Below are 19,862 nucleotides of genomic sequence, written 5' to 3' on the forward strand. Positions count from 1 at the left end.
CACGCGATGCGCGAAGCGAGTTCGCAAATGCAACTTGACACCTCAGATAGTCGCTCATCCGTCTCGGCGCTACGCGCCGATCCACCTTCCCTCACAAGGGGGGAAGGAAGAGGCGTCGCGCCCCTCCGCCCTCACCGTTCAGGCCTCAGCAGCGTCCAGATCCACCCGGCGAAGGTCGCCACCAGGAAGGGATAGCCTGCCGCCGGCAGCGGCGCCGAGGTCGGCAGCAAGGGCGCGCCCCACAGCACCATGCCCACCGACCCCAGGAACAGCACGGCGGCGATGAACGCGGTCAGCCGCATCCACAGCGCGAAAGTGTTCGGCACGCTGACCATGATCAGCGCCGCCGCCCAAAGCGAGATGCCGCCGACATAGGAAGGCACGCTGGCAGGCAAGCCCGCCGCATTGCCGGCCAGAAGCAGGCTCTCGCCCGCAAGAAAGGTCAGGAAGCCCGCAGCGACGCAATCATTGCCGAGGCGCTGGTACTTCATCGTCAGAAGTGCGGCCGCCACCACCAGCGCCACGCCATCGATCGCCCACAGCGTCTCGCGCAACGCATCGCTCGCCACGAAAGTGCCGACAAGGCCGAAGATGCCGCCGATGGCGAGGCCGATGGAGGCGGTGGTGTCTGGAGTGGTGCGCATTTGATGCCCCCAAGTTAGGAGGAGGATACGCCGGCAAAGGACGTTCTCAAAGGGTGCCCTTAGCCCTAGCCCGCCCGGCGGCGTGATGCGAATGGTCCCAGACCGCTTGCACGATGGTAACGTGCCACGCCGACAAACGGTGCGATTACCTAGAAAGCATTGCTGAATTTGCTGTCGCAGATTCCACGAGGGCGGAAGATGCACAAGGCGGAGGTTTCAGGATCGCCGCGGCAGCAGCATGAGGCAACATGTAGATTACTACTCCGATGCTGAGCCCGAATATCGCCTCTCAGATAGGGACAATCCCCACCGCGCAGCGTCAGCGCCGCGCTGGCGGGCGCCCGCTGCCTCCGGCAGCTCCCCCGGTTTCGAAGCCTGCCATCGATCCACTGGATCGACGTCTTGGGGCTATGCGCGCCAAGGCCGATCTTCTCAATCGCCCATTTTCAGCGCCTGGATAAACGCCTCCTGCGGGATATCCACCTTCCCAAATTGCCGCATCCGCTTCTTGCCCTCTTTCTGCTTGTCCAGCAGCTTGCGCTTGCGGCTCACGTCGCCGCCGTAGCATTTCGCCGTCACGTCCTTGCGCAGCGCCGAGATGGTTTCCCGGGCGATGACCTTGCCGCCGATCGCGGCCTGGATCGGGATCTTGAAGAGGTGGTGCGGGATCAGCTCCTTCAGCTTCTCGCACATCTGCCGGCCGCGCTTTTCGGCCGCCGTGCGGTGCACCAGCATCGACAGCGCGTCGACCGGCTCCTCATTCACCAGGATCGACATCTTCACCAGGTCGCCCTCGCGGTAGTCGGTCAGGTGGTAGTCGAAGGAGGCGTAGCCTTTTGAGATCGACTTCAGCCGGTCGTAGAAATCGAAGACGACTTCGTTGAGCGGCAGGTCGTAGGTCAGCATGGCGCGTTTGCCGACATAGGAGAGGTCGGCCTGGATGCCGCGCCGGTCCTGGCAGAGTTTCAATATGCCGCCGAGATAGTCGTCGGGCGTCAATATGGTGGCGCGGATCCACGGTTCCTCGATGGCCGAGATTTTCACCACGTCGGGCATGTCGGCCGGGTTGTGCAGTTCCTTCACCGAGCCGTCATTGAGGAGCAGCCGGTAGACGACTGATGGCGCGGTGGCGATCAGGTCGAGGTTGAACTCGCGCTCCAGCCGCTCCTGGATGATTTCCAGATGCAACAGGCCAAGGAAGCCGCAGCGATAGCCGAAGCCGAGCGCCGCGCTGGTTTCCATTTCATAGGAGAAGCTGGCGTCGTTGAGGCGCAACTTGCCGACGGCGGCGCGCAAATCCTCGAAATCGGCGGCGTCGACCGGGAACAGGCCGCAGAACACCACCGGCTGCGCCGGCTTGAAGCCGGGCAGGGCGTGCGCGGTCTGGCGCTTGTCCTCGGTGATGGTGTCGCCGACGCGGGTATCGGCCACTTCCTTGATCGAGCCGGTGAAGAAGCCGAACTCGCCGGGGCCGAGCTCCTCGACATTGATGCGGGCGGGCGTGAACACGCCGGTGCGCTCGACCAGGTATTTGGCGCCCGTGCCCATCATGCGGATGGTCTGGCCCTTCTTCAGCACGCCGTCGATGATGCGCACCAGCACGATGACGCCGAGATAAGCGTCGTACCAGCTGTCGACCAGCATCGCTTTGAGCGGGGCCGTGGCATCGCCCTCGCGCGGCGGCGGCAATTGGTGGACGATGGCCTCGAGCACGTCGGGAATGCCGAGGCCTGTCTTGGCCGAGATCAGCACGGCGCCCGAGGCGTCGATGCCGATCACCTCCTCGACCTGCTCGCGGATGCGCTCGGGCTCGGCGGCCGGCAGGTCGACCTTGTTCAGCACCACGACGATCTCGTGGTTGTTGTCGATCGCCTGGTAGACATTGGCCAGCGTCTGCGCCTCGACGCCCTGGGAGGCGTCGACGACCAGCAGCGAGCCCTCGCAGGCGGCGAGCGACCGCGACACTTCATAGGCGAAGTCGACATGGCCGGGCGTGTCGATCAGGTTGAGGACATAGTCCTCGCCATTGTTGGCGCGGTATTTCAGCCGCACCGTCTGCGCCTTGATGGTGATGCCGCGCTCGCGCTCGATGTCCATCGAGTCCAGCACCTGCTCCTTCATGTCGCGCAGCTCCAGCCCGCCGGTGGACTGGATCAGGCGGTCGGCAAGCGTGGATTTGCCATGGTCGATATGGGCGACGATGGAAAAATTGCGGATGTGGTCGAGGGGCGTGCTCATGCCGCGCGCTTTAGCAGGGGCGGCAATCGGCGGCAAGGCTTGCGGCGCAAGGGCTGCCTTGCGGGTCACAAAGCGGTGACATCGGCCAAAAAACCGGGAAAACCAGCCCGCGGGCCAAGAATGCGTAAACTTTGATCGATCACATTAGACCTTGGTTTGCCGGCTGTGTGGTAAATGCACGAACGCTAATGGCTGTTGGGGGTCGAAATGTTCAGGGTTTTGCGCGGCTTTGCCCGCTCCCGCAGCGGGTCGATGATGCCGCTCTTCCTGGTGATGCTGATGCCGCTGATCGCGGCCGTCGGCTTCTCGGTCGACTATACAAGCGCGGTCCAGACCAAGTCCAACCAGCAGCAGGCGCTGGATGCCGCGATCCTGACGATCACCACTATGGACACCACGGCGACGCTTTCGCAGCGCCAGACGATGCTGCAGGATTCCTTCATCGCCAACGGCGGACAAGGCACCGCGACGCTGACCAACTTCGTGGGCGGCACCGCCACCACCGCCACCACCGCGCGGGCCACGGCAAGTTTCGCCATGCCGACCGTCTTCATGACCATCGCCAGGATTGACACCGTACCGATCGCCGTGGCCTCGGCGGTCAGCAAGCCGCCGGCGCTGGTCAAGGCGGACTTCAAGGTCACCGGGGTGTCGGGTTACTGGAACAAGACGATGACGCTCTACGGCACGCAATTCGGCGCGACGCTGGCCAAGCCGCTGATGACGATCGCTTACGTCTATGGCGGTACTGGGGACCCGAAGGGCTATGGCACCACCACCACCAGCATCCTTACGACTGATTCAACCGGCAAGACTGTCAGCACGGTGGCCCAGACGCAGGTCTGCAAGCTCGCCGGCTCCAACCCGCCCGCCGGTGCGGTGATCCAGACCGACAAGTTTCTGACGAAATTTTACTGTGTCGACACGATGTATCCCGCCAATGGCACCGGCGCGTCCATCGATGTCAGCCAGATGGGTGGCCTCAGTTTGCAGATGTATGTGCCATCAGGGAACCCGCAATACCTCAAGACGAATGATCCGGCCACCTCCAACCGGCTCTACAGCGGGATCAAGGATCCACAGACCGGCACTGTCACCTATAATGAGACCGCGACCGGCCAGGTCGTCGATATCTTCGGCCTCGTGCCTTGCGGCTCGACAGCCTATCAGGCCTGGGAAGACGGCGGCAACCCGGTCCCGGCGCTTGTCGGCAACGCCGACTTCTTCTACAACGTCACCGGCAAATGCGACTTCAACAAGCGGCCCTCGGACACGGCGCTGACGCAGTGACGTGGACGCTTTTCCTTCTCCCCTTGTGGGAGAAGGTGTCGCCGAAGGCGACGGATGAGGGGTGTTCCAGGGAACGCCAGCGTCTCACTCCGCTGGAACACCCCTCATCCGTCTCGGCGCTGTCGCGCCGATCCACCTTCCCCCACAAGGGGGGGAAGGAAGACGCGCCTCGCCCGCCCTTCGGCCCAGAAGGAAATGCGTGCCTTTTGCCACCGGGGCTGTAGACGGACCGCGGCGTTCGACTAACCTCACGTCATGCCGCATCAACCCGTCCTCTCCGCCAAACGCAATTTTGCTCGTTCGCTTCGCCGTGCCATGACGGAGGCTGAAGACAGGCTCTGGCAAGAATTGCGCGACCGCAGGCTCGACGGGATAAAATTCCGGCGCCAACCGCCATTTGGAAAATACATCGCGGATTTCGTTTGCATCGAAGCCAGCCTGATCATCGAGATAGACGGGAGCCAGCACGCGGATTCGGATTCGGACCGCAGCCGTGACGCCGACCTGAAGGCGAGGGGCTTTCGCATCCTGCGCTTCTGGAATGACGACGTCCTGAGAGATATGAACGCCGTCTGCGACACGATCCTCGCCTATGTGCGGGATACCAGTCTGCAGCCCTGGCGGTAGCTAGCGGCGACGCTTCTTCCTTCTCCCACAAGGGGAGAAGGAAAAAGCGCTGGCGTTCTTCAATCACAAAGCGGTGAGCGCTGTAACGAAGCTCGTGGTGGCGGCGAAGTGGGGACATGACGGGCGCATCGTGGCGCCGTCCCACGGAGGAAGCCGATGTCGCCAGTCATATCCAGCAGGTTTCTCGCACTGTCCGGCCTCGCCGCGCTGGCGCTCGCCGCCTCGCTCGGCGCGGCAGCCGCCCAGCCGCTCACCGTGGTCGAGCTGTTCACCAGCCAGGGCTGCTCGTCCTGCCCGCCGGCCAATGCAAACCTCATCAAGGTCAAGGACCGGCCAGGCGTGCTGGCGCTGTCCTTCAACGTCACCTATTGGGACTATCTCGGCTGGAAGGACACGTTCGGAAAGCAGGAGTTCACCCAGCGCCAGGTTTCCTACGAGCGCCCGCTCGGCCATGACGGGCCGTTCACGCCGCAAGTGGTGGTCAACGGCCATGCCGACGTCGTCGGCGCCGCGCCCGGCCAGATCGAACATCTGATCGCCGCCACCGGCAAAACCGGCGGTCCCTCGCTGTCGCTCGAGGGCGGCAAGGTCGCGATCGGCGCCGGCTCAGCACCAGGCGGACACGCCGATGTCTGGCTGGTGCGCTACACCAAGGGTGTCGTCGAGGTGCCGGTGGCGCGCGGCGAAAACACCGGCCGCACCTTGCCGCACGCCAATGTCGTGCACGCGCTGACAAAACTCGGCAGCTGGACCGGCGAGGCCAAGGCGTTCGGTCTGCCGGCAGCGTCTGGCGGCCTCAGCACCGCCGTGCTGGTGCAGTCGCCCGGCGGCGGGCCGATCCTGGCCGCCGCCGCCAACTAGATCACGTCCAAGTAGAGATTTGCCGAGCAGGAATTTGCCAAGCAGAGATTTGCGCCGCCGCACGGGCAGCGACGCAACAGCCCGGCCGCCCAGAAAGGGCGCGCCACCAACCCCACAAGGAAGCCTATCATGACCAATTTCTCCCGCCTGACGCTGCCGGCGCTCGCTCTTGCTCTCTGCTCGACGGCGCTGTTTGCCGGCGGCATCGCGCGCGCCGATGACGCCATCAATGCGATGAAGCCCAACGCCATGGCGCCTGCCGCGGACGCCATGAAGCCGGCCGACCCGATGGCCACCAACGCCATGAAGCCCGCCGCCGATGCCATGAAGCCCGCGACGGACGCGATGAAACCGGCGACCGATGCGATGAAGCCGGCAACGGATGCCACGGCCAATTGATAGCCAATTGAGATTGGTGCCTGGCCTTCTGTCCCTGGCGGGCTCCCTGTCCAGCCGGGGACAGTTGCCGGAGCAATCCCGGAAATCTTGAAGCGGTTATGCGTCGGGAATGACGTCAAGGCAAAAGTCCGGACCGCACGCGAATGTGAGCCTCCGCCGCAACTCGCGCATCGCGCCACGGCAGCTGATCCAATAGACTGATCCCCAATGGACTGATCCCAGGGGAAGCCATGAGGAGTGCAACCATGACCAATATCAACAATCGTTCGACCGGCTTTGTCCGCGGCGGGCTCGCCGCACTCGCCCTTGCCGTCGCGGGCGCCGGCTTCTGGCTGACGCCCGCCATCTCCGCCGAGGACGCGGTGAAAATCCCGCCGCCGGCAATCGACGAAAAGGCGGCTCCAGGCAGCGAAAAGGCCATCTTCGCCGGCGGCTGCTTCTGGGGCGTGCAGGGCGTGTTCCAGCACGTCAAGGGCGTCAGCAAGGCGGTCTCGGGCTACACCGGCGGCGCCAAGGACGACGCCGTCTACGAGACGGTCGGCACCGGCCGCACCGGCCACGCCGAATCCGTCGAGATCACCTACGATCCGTCCAAGGTGACCTATGGCCAGCTGCTGCAGGTCTATTTCTCGGTCGCCCACAATCCGACCCAGCTCAACTACCAGGGTCCGGACTCGGGCACGCAGTACCGCTCGACGATCTTTGCCGAAAACGACGCCCAGAAGAAGATCGCGCAGAGCTATATCGCCCAGCTCGACAAGGCCAAGGTGTTTTCCGAACCCATCGTCACCACGCTGGAGACCGGCAAGACCTTCTACCCGGCCGAAAACTACCACCAGGATTTCCTGACGCTGAACCCGACCTACCCCTACATCGTCTACAACGACTTGCCCAAGGTGGCGAATTTGAAGACGCTGTTCCCGTCGCTGTACAGCGAAAAGCCGGTGCTGGTGCTGTCGGCGAGCAATTGAGGTTCTCGGCGGGGCGCGAGAGCGCGATAGGCCGGCGGGGCAGCGCCCCCCTCTGTCCTGCCGGACATCTCCCCCTCAAGGGGGGAGATTGGCAGCGTCGACCCCGCGCCTTTGCGACGTCGGAAATTGGCGAAAGCAATCATGACATCCGATCTCCCCCCTTGAGGGGGAGATGGCCGGCAGGCCAGAGGGGGGCGCCTCGCCGTGACCTCGAAATCAACCGCTCTACCCACCCTCAATCATAGGTCAGATCCGTCGCCTTGCCGCCGAACACGCGGTAGGCGTAGAACGAATAGAAGATGATCACCGGCAGCACCACCACGGTGCCGGCCAGGATGATGGCCAGGCTTTCGGTCGCCGACGCCGCCTGCCAGATGGTCAGGCGATCGGGCACCACATAGGGATAGAACGACCAGGCAAGGCCGGCAAAGCCGAGCGCGAAGATGGCGGCGAGCGTCAGGAACGGCGTCAGCGCATGGCGGTCGCCGGGCCGCGGCAGGTGGAAGGTCTGCCGCCACAGCCAGAGAAACAGCAGCGCCGACAGGATCGGCAGCGGCGACAAATAGAGCATCTGCGGCCAGTCGAACCATTTGGCGAAGATGCGCGGGCTGGCGAAGGGTGTCGCCAGCGACACGGCGGCCATGCCGAGCGCGGTCAGCACCAGCGCCGTGCGCAGCCAGAGCACCGCCTTCTTCTGCAACTCGCCCTCGGTCTTGTAGATCACCCAGGCAGCGCCCATCGCTGCATAAGCTGCAGCAAGACAGAACGCCACCAGCACGCCGAACGCCATGCCGCCCGGCCCGACATCGAGGCCGAGCACATAGACGCCCAGCATGTAGCCCTGCGCCAGCGAGGCGGTGAGCGAGCCCAGGAAGAAGATACGGTTCCAGCGGTGCTTGCGGCCGGCCGGCACCTTGGCGCGGAAATCGAAGGCGACGCCGCGCAGGATCAGTCCGACCAGCAGCACGAAGACCGGAATGTAGAGCGCGGTGAGGATGACGCCATGCGCCAGCGGAAAGGCGACCAGCAGCAGGCCGACGGCCAGCACCAGCCAGGTCTCGTTGGCGTCCCAGAACGGGCCGATCGCCGCGATCATCGTATCCTGCTCGGTGTCTTCGGCGGCGGCGAACAGCATGCCGATGCCGAGGTCGAAGCCGTCGAGAATGACGTAGATCAGAATGGCAAGGCCCATCAGGCCGGCGAAGATGAGGGGGAGCAGGGTTGGCCAGTCGTAGCTCATCTTTTCACTCCCCCGCCGCCGGTTGCGACATGGCCGTCCTCATCACGCCCGGCAGCGGTGAGGTGTCGCCATCCTTGGCCGCCTTCAGCGCCAGGTGCACCAGCACGCCGAGATAGGCGATCAGCAAAAGCACGTAGAGGAGAAGATAGACGGCGAGCGTCAGCGCGACATGGCTGCCGGCCACCGGACCGACGGCATCGGCGGTCTTCAGCACGCCGGTCACCAGCCAGGGCTGGCGGCCGATCTCGGTCGTGTACCAGCCGGCCAGTGTCGCCAGCCAGCCCGACAGCGCCATCGGCACCATCAGCAGCGCGAGCGGTTTGGGCAGCGAATGCCGGCGCTTGAGGAAGAAGGCGGCCGACCACGAGACGGCGAGCATCAAGAGCCCGGTGCCGACCATGATGCGGAAACTCCAGAAGAGCGGAAAGACCGGCGGGTGGTTGCCCGGAAAATCGTTCAGCCCCGGCACGACACCGTCGATGCTGTGCCGCAGGATAAGGCTGGCGCCGTCGGGAATCGCGACCTCGAACCTGTTTTCCCTGGCCGCCTCGTCGGGCAGCGCGAACAGCACCAGCGGCACGTTGGGGCCGGTGTTCCAGTTGGCCTCCATGGCGGCGATCTTCTGCGGCTGGTGCTCCAGCGTGTTCAGCCCGTGCTGGTCGCCGGCCAGGATCTGGATCGGGATCAGGATGGCGGCGGTGAAGACGCCGGTGCGCAGCGCCTTCCACATCGATTCCGAACGGTCGCCCTTGAGGTAGCGCAGCGCCGACAGGCCAGCGATCAGGAACGACACCGTCAGCCCCGAGGCGAGCAGCATGTGCACCAGCCGGTAGGGCATGGACGGGTTGAAGACGATGGCCCACCAGTCGACGGCGTGCGCGACGCCGTCGCGCATTTCGAAACCGGCCGGGGTCTGCATCCAGGAATTGAGCGCGATGATCCAGAAGGCCGATAGCGTGGTGCCGCCGGCGACCAGCACCGTCGCCAGCGTGTGGACGCGGTTGGAAACGCGGCGGAAGCCGAACAGCATGATGCCGAGGAAGGCCGCTTCAAGGAAGAAGGCGGTGAGGATTTCGTAGGCGAGCAGCGGTCCGGCGATGTTGCCGACATGCTGCATGTAGCCCGGCCAGTTGGTGCCGAACTGGAAGCTCATGGTCACGCCCGAAACCACGCCCATGGCAAAGGACAGCGCGAACACCTTCACCCAGGTGAAATAGGCGCGCATCCAGGCGGAATCATTGGTCGCGTTGTAGCGCAGCTTGAAGAACAGCAGCACCCAGCCAAGGGCAATGGTGATCGTCGGAAACAGGATATGGAACGAGATATTCGCGCCGAACTGCATGCGCGAGAGAATAAGCGGGTCCATGGCGGGCTCCGGCTGCTTATTTATTTTGACGCAATTCCCTAGGGAAAGCGTTATGCGTTTTTCCCGGGAAAACCGCTTCACACTTTTCCTGGAATTGCTCCAATACTGGCGAAGGATAGGCCCGAAGCCGGGTCAGGTCAAAGCGGCGTCCCGCCGCGAGGCTGAACGCCACAGGACAATTTTACCGAATAGAAGCCACCCATTTCCAACCGGCCCCCGGCTTCAATGTCGAGAACTGGCAGCAGGGCATTGACTTGCGGTTGCACTGGGCGACAACAGGCCTATATCAAGACACCTCTTTCAAGCAGCCGTTTTCAGCCATGCCCTCCATTCTTTCCATTTCCGGGGTCTCCAAGACCTACGCCACCGGCTTCACCGCGCTCAAGGAAGTCAGCCTCGACATAGCGCGCGGCGAGATCTTCGCGCTGCTCGGTCCCAACGGGGCCGGCAAGACGACGCTGATCTCGATCGTCTGCGGCATCGTCAACCGCTCGTCGGGCACCGTCACCGTCGACGGCCACGACATCAACAAGGACTACCGCGCCGCGCGCAGCCTGATCGGGCTGGTGCCGCAGGAACTCACCATCGACGCCTTCGAGAGCGTCTGGGCAACCGTCAATTACAGCCGCGGCCTGTTCGGCAGGCCGGCCAATCCGGCCTTTGTCGAGAAGGTGCTGCGCGATCTGTCGCTGTGGGACAAGAAGGACGCCAAGGCGATTACGCTCTCGGGCGGCATGAAGCGGCGGCTGATGATCGCCAAGGCGCTGTCGCACGAGCCGCGCGTCCTGTTCCTCGACGAGCCGACCGCCGGCGTCGACGTCGAACTGCGCCAGGACATGTGGGCGATGGTGCGCCGGCTGCGCGAGGATGGCGTCACCATCATCCTCACCACGCACTATATCGAGGAAGCCGAGGCCATGGCCGACCGCGTCGGCGTCATCAACCGCGGCGAGATCATCCTGGTCGAAGACAAGGCCGAACTGATGCTCAAGCTCGGCCGCAAGGAGATGAGGCTGGAGCTGCGCGCGCCGCTCGGCAGCGTGCCCGAGGGCCTCTCGAATTACGCGCTCGAACTGTCGCCGGACGGCAACCAGCTCACCTATACCTATGACAACCAGAGCGACCGGCCGGGCGTCGCCTCGCTGATCCGCGATCTCGAGGCGGCCGGCATTCAATTCCGCGATCTCGACACCAAGAACAGTTCGCTCGAAGAGATCTTCGTCAATCTCCTGAGGCAAGAGCCATGAACCCGCGCGCGGCCATGAATCTACGTGCGGTGTGGGCAATCTATCGGGTCGAGATGGCGCGTGCGTTCCGCACCGTGCTGCAGAGCATCATCTCGCCGGTCATCTCGACATCGCTCTATTTCGTCGTCTTCGGCTCGGCCATCGGCTCGCGCATCACCGAGATAGACGGCATCAGCTACGGCGCCTTCATCGTGCCGGGACTGATCATGCTGTCGCTCTTGACGCAGTCGATCTCCAATGCCTCCTTCGCCATCTATTTCCCGAAATTCGTCGGCTCCATCTACGAGCTTCTGTCGGCGCCGGTCTCCTATCTGGAGATCGTCATCGCCTATGTCGGCGGCGCGGCCACCAAGTCGATCATCCTCGGCCTGATCATCCTGGCCACGGCCTCGCTGTTCGTGCCGCTGCACATCGAACATCCGTTCTGGATGCTCGCCTTCCTGATCCTGACGGCGGTGACCTTCAGCCTGTTCGGCTTCATCATCGGCATCTGGGCGAAAAGCTTCGAGCAGCTGCAGCTGGTGCCGCTGCTGATCGTCACCCCGCTGACCTTCCTCGGCGGCAGCTTCTATTCGATCCACATGCTGCCCGGCATCTGGAAGACGATCACGCTGTTCAACCCGGCGGTCTACCTGATCAGCGGTTTCCGCTGGAGTTTCTACGGCAAGGCCGACGTCTCGGTCGGCATCAGCCTCGGCATGACGCTGGTGTTCCTGGCCGTCTGCATCGCGATCGTCGCCTGGATCTTCCGGACCGGCTACCGGCTGCGGAACTGATCGGCTGGGACTTGGTTGCTCCCCGCCGCGCGGGGCGAGAAAGGGCAGATCTCAAATCGCCTTGACCAGCCGCAGCAACCCCAGCATCTCGATGTAGGTCCCCTCGCGAAAGGCGATGTAGACCGGCTCCTCGGCGCCGTGGAAGCGGCGCTTGAATGCCGCCTGGCCCTGCAGGTTGAACCTGCGGCGGTTGACCCAGGGCGAATCGTAGGCGCGCTGGAAGGTGTTGCGCCAGAATTCACTTTCGGCAAATCCGCTGGGACCCACATCGACGAGCGGCGACAGGCCGAGCGTCACCACCGAGATACCCTCCTCGCGAAACCGGTCGACGGCGAATTTGGTCAGGGCGATCTCGGCATGCGGGGAGGCATCGATATGCTTGCGCTTGAAGGCAGTGGTGTAGCCGATCACCTTGCCGCCGGCGAACATCGGATCGAAGTCGAGCAGGGCGACCAGGTCGCCATCGGGACCGTGCAGCACGAAACGGCGCATGTCGCTGCCGAGCTGATCGTAAAACGGACGGTTGAGGAAACCCATCTCCCATCGCTTGACGATGCGGTCGCCGCGCCAATTCTGGGAGAGCCGGGAGATCTCGTCGAGGTTGATCGTGCGCTTGTCCTCCTCGAACGAAAAGCCTTTCTTCAGCAGCCAGCGCTCGGAATAGCGCACCGTCTCGTTTCGCTTGCCGGAGAAATCATGGTCGGGCAGCGGCAGGCGGGTATCGATGCCCAGCCGGTTGATCTTGTAGCCGAGGCCGGCAAGGACCTGGGCGGTCTGTTCGCCGATCTGCACGAACCATGGCCCGTCGGCACTCTCGACGAAGCGTCTGATATAATCGGGCCGCTGCGCCGGCGCCGCCACCGGATCGCCGAGCGCGAAATGATGCTTCATCTTGGTGCCGAAGGCGATGTAGCCGTCGGCGTCGCCAAAATAGGAAAGCTTGTGCTGCACGGCGGTGGAATAGGCGAGCGAGAAGTCGCCATGGCGGCGCACCAGCGCCAGCCGCTCGACATGTGTCAGCGCTCGGCGTTCGACCTTGGGCGAGGCCCCCTCGAGGATGTTGTCGAAATAGATCCGCAAGGAGGGCATGGTCGAGATTCCGCGTGCCGTTTGTGGCGCGACGTGCCGGTCGACACGCAAGACGCGCCACGGCGTCTTGATTTCTCGCGGGTAGTCGAAATCGGTTGCCGGTTTCGAATGCCCACGTCTGTGACGAGATCCCCAGCCCCCGGACCTCGAATCAATCACTTTGCCGCGACCTGATTATCGCCGATGCCGCCGATATGCCATATAGGGCTGGATGTATTCGGACAGAAGCGGGTAATCCGCTCCATGTCGTTGTTTTGGCCGCGGTGCCGCGACCGGCTGTTTCCACCGGGCGGTGGAATGCTCCGGAGCGAGATCGCGCCTCGGCGCGGGGCCTTCGAAGATCGGCATCGAGTTGCCGTTCGGGTCCTGCACGCGATCAAGCTGTTACAACGGCCTGCGAGCCTTTCGGGGTTGCCGCAAGGGCGAATGGGATTCGAGAGTGAATGGCTGATACGACACCCGGGACGATGATGGAGCAGATGGTGGCGGTCGAGCCGGCGATCGTCATTGGCGCTGGCGTCGCCGGGCTGGCTGTCGCGCGGGCTTTGATGAAGGCCGGCGTGGCGACGGCGGTCCTCGAGAAGGAAAGCCGGCTGGCCGAGCCCTGGCGCCGGCGCCACGAGCAGCTGCATCTCAACACCCACCGCGATCTCTCGGCGCTGCCCGGACTTGCCTATCCAAAGGGGACCCCCGCCTTTCCGCACCGGGATGTCGTCATCCGCCATATGAACGATTTCCATGAGGCGAACCGTTTGCCGGTGGAGTTTGGCGTTTCCGCCGAGGCCATCATGTTCGCGGGCGACCACTGGATCGTGCGCACCAGCGCCGGCTCGCGCCTGGCGCGTCACGTCGTTGTCGCCACCGGCCGCGACAGGGAGCCCTACACGCCGCAATGGAAGGGCATGCGGGCGTTCGCGGGCCGGATCATCCATTCGGCCGATTTCGGCGACGCCCGGGCCTATGCGGGCAAGAAGGTGCTGGTTGTCGGCGCCGGCAATTCGGGCTTCGACGCCCTCAATCACCTGGCGGGCGTCGACACCGCCGCTGTCTGGCTGTCGGCTCGCAACGGTCCCGCCCTTTTGCCCAAGCGCGTCGGCAAGATCGCCGTGCACCGCCTCTCGCCGCTCATGGCGCGCTTGCCGCTGCGCGTCGCCGATGCGGTTATGGCGGTGACGCAGCGCCTGGTTTTCGGCGATCTCACCAAATTCGGCATGCCGCCGGCACCCGCCGGCGGCGCCAGCCGCCTGACTTCGGACTATACCGCGATCGCCGCGGACGACGGCGCCGTCGATGCCATCAAATCGGGCAGGATCGTGGTCGTGCCGGCGATACGGGAGTTCACCCGCGATGGCGTCATCCTGGCCAATGGCAGCATGGTTGCTCCCGACATCGTCATTGCCGCGACGGGCTACCGTACCGGGCTGGAGCGCATGGTCGGCGATCTCGGCGTGCTCGACGAGAAGGGCGTTCCGCTCTTCAACGGCGGCCAGGCCGACCCGAAACTGCCCGGCCTGTGGTTCACCGGCATGCGGCCGAGCATCCGCGGCTGCTTCGCCAATGCCGCCATATTGGCCAGGGCGATCGCCAAGCGGATCGCCGGTCCCGGTCAGCCGGGCACCTCACGCTGATTTCGGCTCCAGCCGCCGGAAACCGACAGCCTCGGTCAGCATCTCCTCGTCGACCATGCCGGCATTGTAGAGGGCGAGCAAGGTGAGAGCCAATTCACGCGCCTCGGCGGATTCGGGATGCGCTTCGCGTCGGCGGCAGGCCTCATCGAAGACACGTTGCAAGGTGGCCACTTCGCCAGGTTTGAGCAGGCCACGGTCGTAGATCGACTTGGGCATGGCGATGATCTCCTAGGCGCGATCTAGGGCGCCACATGTAAATTGCCAATCTTTCCCGAGGCTTGAATACAATGCCACACAAAAAGAGGGGCTTCGGATGCCCGGAGCCTCTCTCGTTTGTCTCGCCCGACGTCAGACGGCGATCTTGCCGCCGCCCTGTTTGGTGATCGCCACGACCGCCGGCCGCACCGGCATGTCCGGCTTGAAATCGGGCCAGCGGGTCGACGGGTCTTCGTAGTAGGAGGGCCGGCCGAACGCATCCCAGTCCTCGCCGCCGTCACCCGGATGCTGGACGGCGACGAAGGCGGTCTGGTCGTCCGGCGCGAACAGCGGGCCGCACATTTCGGCGCCGATCGGCACCCGGAAGAACAGTTTCGAGGTCGCCCGCGCCGATCCTTCCGTGTCCACCGCCCACAGGCCGTCGGTGCGGCCGGTGGCCTTCGGGCCCTGGCCGTCGGTGGCGACCCACAGCCGCCCGGCCGAATCGATCGCGCAATTGTCGGGCATGCCGAACCAGCCATGGGCCGTCGTCGCGGTGGAGAAGGTGGCGCCGACATCGGCTACCGCCGGATCGCCGCATTTCAGCAGCACTTCCCATTTGCCCTTCGTGGCGGCGAAATCGCCGCCGTCCTCGACGATCTCGATGATGTGGCCGAAGGCATTCCCGGCGCGCGGGTTGGCGGCATCGACCTGATCGGCCTTGCGCTTGGAATTGTTGGTCAGCATGACATAGACCTTGCCGTTGCCGGCGTTGGGCTGGATGTCTTCCGGCCGGTCCATCTTGGTGGCGCCAAGCAGGTCGGCGGCGCGGCGCGTCTCGATCAGCACGTCGGCCTGGCCGGCAAAACCGTTTTCCGCCGTCAGCGGACCCTGCCCGAACACGATCGGCATCCATTCGACCGAGCCGTCCTCGGCGAATTTGGCGACATGCAGCGTGCCGTCGTCGAGCAGGTCCTTGTTGGCCGCGCGGTCGCCAGCGTTGAACATGCCCTTGGTGACGAACTTGTAGACATAGTCGAAGCGCTCGTCGTCGCCGAGATAGAAGACGACGCGGCCGTCCTTGGCGACGATCGATTCTGCACCCTCATGCTTGAAACGGCCCATGGCAGTACGCTTGAGCGGTACCGAATTCGGGTCGTTGACATCGACCTCGACGATCCAGCCGAAGCGGTTGGGCTCGTTCGGCTCCTTGGCGAGGTTGAAGCGGTCATAATGCGCGCCCCATTCATAGGCGCCTTCCGGTATGCCGAGGCGCTTGTAGTTGGCGGCTTCCTTGTGGCCCTCCGGCAGCTCGCCGGAGAAATAGCCGTGGATGTTCTCCTCGGCCATCACATAGGTGCCCCAGGGCGTGACGCCGCCGGCGCAGTTGTTGATCGTGCCGAAGACTTTCGTTCCGGACGGATCGGCATTGGTCTTGACGCGGTCATGGCCGGCGACCGGGCCGGACAGCGCCATCTCGGTGTTGGAGGTGATGCGGCGGTTGAGCTTGCCGTCACGCACCACCTGCCATTTGCCGCCGTCCTTGCGGATCTCGACGATGGTTCCGCCATGGGCGGCCATCTCGACATCGACCTGCTCCTTCGAGAGCGGCGCCACCTCGGCCGACTTCTTGCCGTCCTTCTCCACGATCTTGACGATGCCCGGGAACATCAGATGCGGGTTGGTGTATTCGTGGTTGACGACCAGCAGGCCGTGTTCCGCCGAGCCGTCGATCGCGATATAGCCGACATAGTCGTTGTTATAGCCGAACTGCCTGGCCTGGGCTTGCGCCGACTGCCTGATCGGGTCGAATTCCGGCGAATCGGCAAACAGCGGATCGCCCCAGCGCAACAACACGTCGGCGTCGTAGCCCGGCGCGACATGGTGCTTGTCGTCGATACCGGCCTCCAGCTCGTCGAATGTGAAGGCGGAGCCTTCCGCGGCGCGAGCATCGTCGGCGGCGATCATTGCCAGCGGGCTGACGGTGGCGGCGATCGCCGAGACGGCAAGCGAACCCTTGAGGAAGCCGCGGCGCGAGAACCGCGCGGCGATAATCTCGCCCATCGTGCGGTTATCGCTGGGATTGTTGGCCGGGCCTTCGTTTTCCTCGAGCAGGCTGGTGCGGAATCGGGCATCGGTGGGGCGATGTTCGGTCATGGGAACCTCTGGCTTGGATTTGGCTGGATTTTGTTGCCTGTTCGACCGCCTTACCGTCGACTGATCACATTTTCGTGACATCGTATCCGCGCTGCCGCTCCCTCACGATACCGGTTTTCACGCCGGGGCCTGGGACTTTAGTCCAATCTTGCGCCTGCAAAGGTCCTGGGGGACAAACGCAACGGTCGGAGGCCGCTTTCGGTCACCATGTCTTTCGGCGATGTTGGTTGCACTGCAACGTTGGGGTGAGCGCGCCGGCTCAATCGACGGAGATCAGTATGCACGGATCGATTACGGCCCGTTGTTGTCGCCTGGCTCTGAGATCGGCGGCGCTTCTGGCGCTGACCGTCGCTCCCTATGGAATTGCCTTCCATGGATTCGTGCCTGGAATCGATGCCGCGACCGCACATGCCGACAGGGGTGGTGGCAATGGTGGCGGTGGCAACGGCGGTAATGGCGGCAACGGCGGCGGTAACAGTGGCGGCAGCGGGAATAGCGGGAACAGTAACGGGAATAGCGGCGGCGGGAACAACGGAAATGGCAAGGGCCAGCGCGACAAGAGCAGCCATGTCAACGCCACCACTGGCGACGAGGTCGACGTGGACGGCAACAAGATTACAGTTCAGCACCCCGACGGTATGACGGAAAACATCGAGAACGGCCGTTTCAGGATGAAGGATGCGCTCGGCCGCACCATCATCGACCGCCCGGCCACACCGGCCGATGTCAGCCGTCTCAAGGCGCTGTGAATTTCGGCTCTGTGAATTCGGCCTTGTGAAGCTGGTCAACAGGCAACGACCAGTTTCACACGTCACCTCCGCCGCCCCCCGGCGGAGGTGACCTCCTTTGCGCGGCATTCCAAATGCCCCGAGGGCTTATTCCAGGAAAAAACGGTTTGCAGCGCTTTCTCCTGGCGGAATTACGCAGACGCTGAACCGCTCTATGAGCGGTCCGTCTCGCGGTCGCGAAACTCGCGCATCATGAGGGCTGCTTCCGTGCGGTTTCGCACGCTGAGTTTCGACAGCACCCCCGTCATGTGGTGCTTCACGGTCTTCTCCTGCAGTTCCAGGCGCAAGGCAACTTCCTTGTTGCTCAGTCCCTCCGCCACCAGCCGCAGGATTTCGGTCTGACGGCCGGTGAGTTGCCGCAGCCGGTCCGCCACGCCGTTGGCAGGCTGCAGGGACTGCACATCGGAAAGCAGCCGGGCCGACAACATCGGCGAAAGATAGCTTTCGCCGGCCGCCACGTTGCGCAGGATATCGGCAAGCGAGCGCGACCCGACGCCTTTGAGGACATACCCGCGCACGCCCGCGTTCAGGGCCTTGGTCACATCGCCATTGGCCTCTGAAACGGTCAATAGGACGATCTTCTGGGCGGGATGGTCGGCAAGGATGCTTGCAACCGCGGCCAGGCCGCCGCCCGGCATCGAAATATCGAGCAGCAATATGTCGGGCTGCATGGTCGAGACGATGCGTTCCGCGTCCTGCGCGGTCGCACCTTCTCCGGCCATCTCGAAGCCTCCGATCTCCGACAGGCTGCGGGTCACGCCTTCGCGGAACAGCGGATGGTCGTCGACAATGGCGATGCGAATGGCGTCCATTATGCTTGCTCCTCGACTGAAAGACGGATCACCAGCTTTGTGCCTTTCGGCCCGGTCAGGGTTTCGAATTGTCCGCCGATGCTTTCAACGCGCTCCCTGAGGCCGGCCAGCCCCAACCCCTCGGCCCGCGCCGGATCGAAGCCCGGCCCGCCATCCGACACTTCAACGAAAAGCCTGCCGTTTTTCATTCCTGCATGCACCGCCTGATCCTTGCCCCGCCCGTGGCGGTAGGCATTGTTCAGCCCCTCCTGCACGAAGCGATAGATGCTGATCTTCTCAGAAGCGCCGGGTTCGGGCAAATGTCCGGGCAGGGTGAGCCTCACCGACGTGCCCGTCCGGTGCTCATGTTCCTCGACGGCCAGCCGCAACACGTCCGCGGCCGCCGCCGTTTCTATCTGCGGCAGCACCAGGCCGGTGCAGATGCCGCGTATTTCGCGCATCGCGTCCTCGAGCGTCTTGCGGATCATGGCGACCTCGGTCGAGCGGCCTTCACTGCCATGGCCGTCGCCGGTGAACACCGGACTGTCCATGCGCAGCGCCGCCAGGGCCACGAGCTGGGCCGGGCCGTCATGCAGGTCGGCGCCGATCCGGCGCAGGTATCTTTCGTTGAGTGCGGTGGCGCGGCGGGACGCCCGCTGCACGCGTTGCCGCAAGGCGCTGTTCTGCGTCACCAGCCCTTGCAGCTCCGACACCTGGCGGCGCAGCGCCCCGCGCTGGTCGTCGATGGTGCGGCTGGCGCGCAGGACGATGCTCGACAGAAGCAGGAATGCCGTCAAGGTGGTGCCGGCAACCACCAGCCAGCTCGACAGCAGGGCGGAAGCCAGGGTGGCTTTGAAATCGCTGGCGATCTCGTAGAATTCGGTGACGGCGACCACGTCGCCGGACCAGGGTTCGCGCACGGGATTGTAGATCTCGAGCAACGGCACGCCCGCGGCCCGCTCCTTGTCTTCGTTCTCGTCGAACGTATCGAACTGGGCAACGACACTGCCCTGGAAGGCGGAACGCAGATTTTTGTTCAGGTCGAAGCGGCGGCCGATCAAATCCGCGTCCTTCGCGTAGAGCACCGTGCCGTCGCGGCGCCAAAGCCTGAACGATGCCAGGCGTTTGCCGAGAGCGCCCTGGCCGAGCGTCTCGTCGAGCGCCTGTTTGACGGATTCGCTGAGCTCCTCGCTCTTGCGCAGGTCGGGCAGTAGCGGCGCAATCACGCTATCGACATAAAGCGCCGTCGTGGCAGCCGAATTGCGAATGATGCCGTCCCGGATCTGCGTCGTCACCCAGGTCCCTACGACCAGCATGACGACCAGAAGCCCAAAGCCGCCGGCAACGACGAATTGCAGGGCAAGGGAAAGCTCGCTCCAGCGCCGCGCCAAGTTCTGAAGAATACGAATCATGGTCCCCTGACCGCCCTTCTATCGACATGCCGGGCGATTCCAGCACATTGAGCCTCAGTCTCGCCGTTGCCAAGACCTTCGTTGGAAACGACGTCGCTTGACGTCCCGGCGCGCTTCGGAAACATGGTCCGCGACATCAGGCG

General features: G+C 64.1%; 18 protein-coding genes. 9 read left to right on the top strand and 9 right to left on the bottom strand.

The window, feature by feature from the left end; all coding sequences use genetic code 11:
• Nucleotides 1–131 precede the first annotated feature (131 nt).
• The gene (locus O7A60_RS25475) at nt 132–644 is read right to left on the bottom strand and encodes a hypothetical protein (protein WP_337108528.1); all 513 of its coding nucleotides are present in this window, start codon (nt 642–644) and stop codon (nt 132–134) included.
• Nucleotides 645–1,076: 432 nt separating this feature from the next.
• Nucleotides 1,077–2,882, bottom strand: coding sequence for a translation elongation factor 4 (gene lepA / locus O7A60_RS25480; protein WP_337108529.1), 1,806 nt, complete (start codon nt 2,880–2,882; stop codon nt 1,077–1,079).
• 207 nt (nt 2,883–3,089) lie between these two features.
• Here lepA and O7A60_RS25485 point away from each other — a divergent pair, with 207 nt between their 5' ends.
• From O7A60_RS25485 to msrA, 5 genes are all read left to right on the top strand, one after another.
• Nucleotides 3,090–4,172, top strand: a complete 1,083-nt coding sequence (locus O7A60_RS25485; protein WP_337108530.1) for a TadE/TadG family type IV pilus assembly protein — start codon at nt 3,090–3,092, stop codon at nt 4,170–4,172.
• A gap of 255 nt (nt 4,173–4,427) precedes the next feature.
• Complete coding sequence (locus O7A60_RS25490; protein ID WP_337108531.1) at nt 4,428–4,799, top strand: endonuclease domain-containing protein; 372 nt, start codon at nt 4,428–4,430, stop codon at nt 4,797–4,799.
• Nucleotides 4,800–4,955: 156 nt separating this feature from the next.
• Entirely contained in the window at nt 4,956–5,660 is a 705-nt protein-coding gene (locus O7A60_RS25495) for a DUF1223 domain-containing protein (RefSeq protein ID WP_337108532.1), read from the top strand.
• A 129-nt stretch (nt 5,661–5,789) separates the two neighbouring features.
• Entirely contained in the window at nt 5,790–6,059 is a 270-nt protein-coding gene (locus O7A60_RS25500; RefSeq protein WP_337108533.1) for a hypothetical protein, read from the top strand.
• Between the two features lie 245 nt (nt 6,060–6,304).
• Nucleotides 6,305–7,030, top strand: coding sequence for a peptide-methionine (S)-S-oxide reductase MsrA (gene msrA, locus O7A60_RS25505; protein ID WP_337108534.1), 726 nt, complete (start codon nt 6,305–6,307; stop codon nt 7,028–7,030).
• A 235-nt stretch (nt 7,031–7,265) separates the two neighbouring features.
• Here msrA and O7A60_RS25510 read toward each other — a convergent pair whose 3' ends face one another.
• On the bottom strand, nt 7,266–8,270 hold the full coding sequence (locus tag O7A60_RS25510) for a cytochrome d ubiquinol oxidase subunit II (RefSeq protein ID WP_337108535.1): 1,005 nt from the start codon (nt 8,268–8,270) through the stop codon (nt 7,266–7,268).
• Nucleotides 8,271–8,274: 4 nt separating this feature from the next.
• A complete protein-coding gene (locus O7A60_RS25515) occupies nt 8,275–9,636 on the bottom strand; it encodes a cytochrome ubiquinol oxidase subunit I (protein WP_337108536.1) in 1,362 nt (453 codons plus the stop codon).
• 320 nt (nt 9,637–9,956) lie between these two features.
• Between O7A60_RS25515 and O7A60_RS25520 the strand changes: the two genes are divergently transcribed.
• Together O7A60_RS25520 and O7A60_RS25525 are read left to right on the top strand one after the other, a co-directional pair.
• Nucleotides 9,957–10,883, top strand: a complete 927-nt coding sequence (locus tag O7A60_RS25520) for an ABC transporter ATP-binding protein (protein ID WP_140715732.1) — start codon at nt 9,957–9,959, stop codon at nt 10,881–10,883.
• A 14-nt stretch (nt 10,884–10,897) separates the two neighbouring features.
• The gene (locus O7A60_RS25525) at nt 10,898–11,659 is read left to right on the top strand and encodes an ABC transporter permease (RefSeq protein WP_337108602.1); all 762 of its coding nucleotides are present in this window, start codon (nt 10,898–10,900) and stop codon (nt 11,657–11,659) included.
• Nucleotides 11,660–11,710: 51 nt separating this feature from the next.
• On the opposite strand, the gene O7A60_RS25530 is transcribed toward O7A60_RS25525, so the two are convergent.
• Nucleotides 11,711–12,748 carry a phosphatidylglycerol lysyltransferase domain-containing protein gene (locus O7A60_RS25530; RefSeq protein ID WP_337108537.1) on the bottom strand — a complete coding sequence of 346 codons (1,038 nt, stop codon included), beginning with the start codon at nt 12,746–12,748 and terminating at the stop codon, nt 11,711–11,713.
• Nucleotides 12,749–13,191: 443 nt separating this feature from the next.
• Here O7A60_RS25530 and O7A60_RS25535 point away from each other — a divergent pair, with 443 nt between their 5' ends.
• A complete protein-coding gene (locus O7A60_RS25535) occupies nt 13,192–14,376 on the top strand; it encodes a flavin-containing monooxygenase (protein WP_337108538.1) in 1,185 nt (394 codons plus the stop codon).
• Here O7A60_RS25535 and O7A60_RS25540 read toward each other — a convergent pair.
• Nucleotides 14,368–14,592, bottom strand: coding sequence for a hypothetical protein (locus tag O7A60_RS25540; protein WP_337108539.1), 225 nt, complete (start codon nt 14,590–14,592; stop codon nt 14,368–14,370). The two genes, O7A60_RS25535 and O7A60_RS25540, sit on opposite strands and share 9 nt — an antisense overlap.
• 132 nt (nt 14,593–14,724) lie before the next feature.
• Nucleotides 14,725–16,728, bottom strand: a complete 2,004-nt coding sequence (locus O7A60_RS25545) for a PhoX family protein (protein WP_337108540.1) — start codon at nt 16,726–16,728, stop codon at nt 14,725–14,727.
• 278 nt (nt 16,729–17,006) lie between these two features.
• Here O7A60_RS25545 and O7A60_RS25550 point away from each other — a divergent pair, with 278 nt between their 5' ends.
• Nucleotides 17,007–17,477 (top strand): hypothetical protein, encoded by a 471-nt coding sequence (locus tag O7A60_RS25550; protein ID WP_337108541.1) that lies wholly within the window; start codon nt 17,007–17,009, stop codon nt 17,475–17,477.
• Between the two features lie 191 nt (nt 17,478–17,668).
• On the opposite strand, the gene O7A60_RS25555 is transcribed toward O7A60_RS25550, so the two are convergent.
• Together O7A60_RS25555 and O7A60_RS25560 are read right to left on the bottom strand one after the other, a co-directional pair.
• Nucleotides 17,669–18,331, bottom strand: a complete 663-nt coding sequence (locus O7A60_RS25555) for a response regulator transcription factor (protein WP_337108603.1) — start codon at nt 18,329–18,331, stop codon at nt 17,669–17,671.
• Nucleotides 18,328–19,719 carry a sensor histidine kinase gene (locus O7A60_RS25560; protein WP_337108542.1) on the bottom strand — a complete coding sequence of 464 codons (1,392 nt, stop codon included), beginning with the start codon at nt 19,717–19,719 and terminating at the stop codon, nt 18,328–18,330. Before O7A60_RS25560 ends, O7A60_RS25555 begins: the two co-directional genes overlap by 4 nt.
• Nucleotides 19,720–19,862 lie beyond the last annotated feature (143 nt).

Source organism: Mesorhizobium salmacidum (SeqCode) (genome assembly GCF_037179605.1).
GTDB classification, from domain to species: Bacteria; Pseudomonadota; Alphaproteobacteria; order Rhizobiales; family Rhizobiaceae; genus Mesorhizobium; species Mesorhizobium salmacidum.

Coding starts and splice junctions, on each gene's coding strand:
- O7A60_RS25475 (WP_337108528.1), bottom strand. CDS start 644: ATGCGCACCACTCCAGACACCACCGCCTCCATCGGCCTCGCCATCGGC.
- lepA (WP_337108529.1), bottom strand. CDS start 2,882: ATGAGCACGCCCCTCGACCACATCCGCAATTTTTCCATCGTCGCCCAT.
- O7A60_RS25485 (WP_337108530.1), top strand. CDS start 3,090: ATGTTCAGGGTTTTGCGCGGCTTTGCCCGCTCCCGCAGCGGGTCGATG.
- O7A60_RS25490 (WP_337108531.1), top strand. CDS start 4,428: ATGCCGCATCAACCCGTCCTCTCCGCCAAACGCAATTTTGCTCGTTCG.
- O7A60_RS25495 (WP_337108532.1), top strand. CDS start 4,956: ATGTCGCCAGTCATATCCAGCAGGTTTCTCGCACTGTCCGGCCTCGCC.
- O7A60_RS25500 (WP_337108533.1), top strand. CDS start 5,790: ATGACCAATTTCTCCCGCCTGACGCTGCCGGCGCTCGCTCTTGCTCTC.
- msrA (WP_337108534.1), top strand. CDS start 6,305: ATGACCAATATCAACAATCGTTCGACCGGCTTTGTCCGCGGCGGGCTC.
- O7A60_RS25510 (WP_337108535.1), bottom strand. CDS start 8,270: ATGAGCTACGACTGGCCAACCCTGCTCCCCCTCATCTTCGCCGGCCTG.
- O7A60_RS25515 (WP_337108536.1), bottom strand. CDS start 9,636: ATGGACCCGCTTATTCTCTCGCGCATGCAGTTCGGCGCGAATATCTCG.
- O7A60_RS25520 (WP_140715732.1), top strand. CDS start 9,957: ATGCCCTCCATTCTTTCCATTTCCGGGGTCTCCAAGACCTACGCCACC.
- O7A60_RS25525 (WP_337108602.1), top strand. CDS start 10,898: ATGAATCTACGTGCGGTGTGGGCAATCTATCGGGTCGAGATGGCGCGT.
- O7A60_RS25530 (WP_337108537.1), bottom strand. CDS start 12,748: ATGCCCTCCTTGCGGATCTATTTCGACAACATCCTCGAGGGGGCCTCG.
- O7A60_RS25535 (WP_337108538.1), top strand. CDS start 13,192: ATGGCTGATACGACACCCGGGACGATGATGGAGCAGATGGTGGCGGTC.
- O7A60_RS25540 (WP_337108539.1), bottom strand. CDS start 14,592: ATGCCCAAGTCGATCTACGACCGTGGCCTGCTCAAACCTGGCGAAGTG.
- O7A60_RS25545 (WP_337108540.1), bottom strand. CDS start 16,728: ATGACCGAACATCGCCCCACCGATGCCCGATTCCGCACCAGCCTGCTC.
- O7A60_RS25550 (WP_337108541.1), top strand. CDS start 17,007: ATGCACGGATCGATTACGGCCCGTTGTTGTCGCCTGGCTCTGAGATCG.
- O7A60_RS25560 (WP_337108542.1), bottom strand. CDS start 19,719: ATGATTCGTATTCTTCAGAACTTGGCGCGGCGCTGGAGCGAGCTTTCC.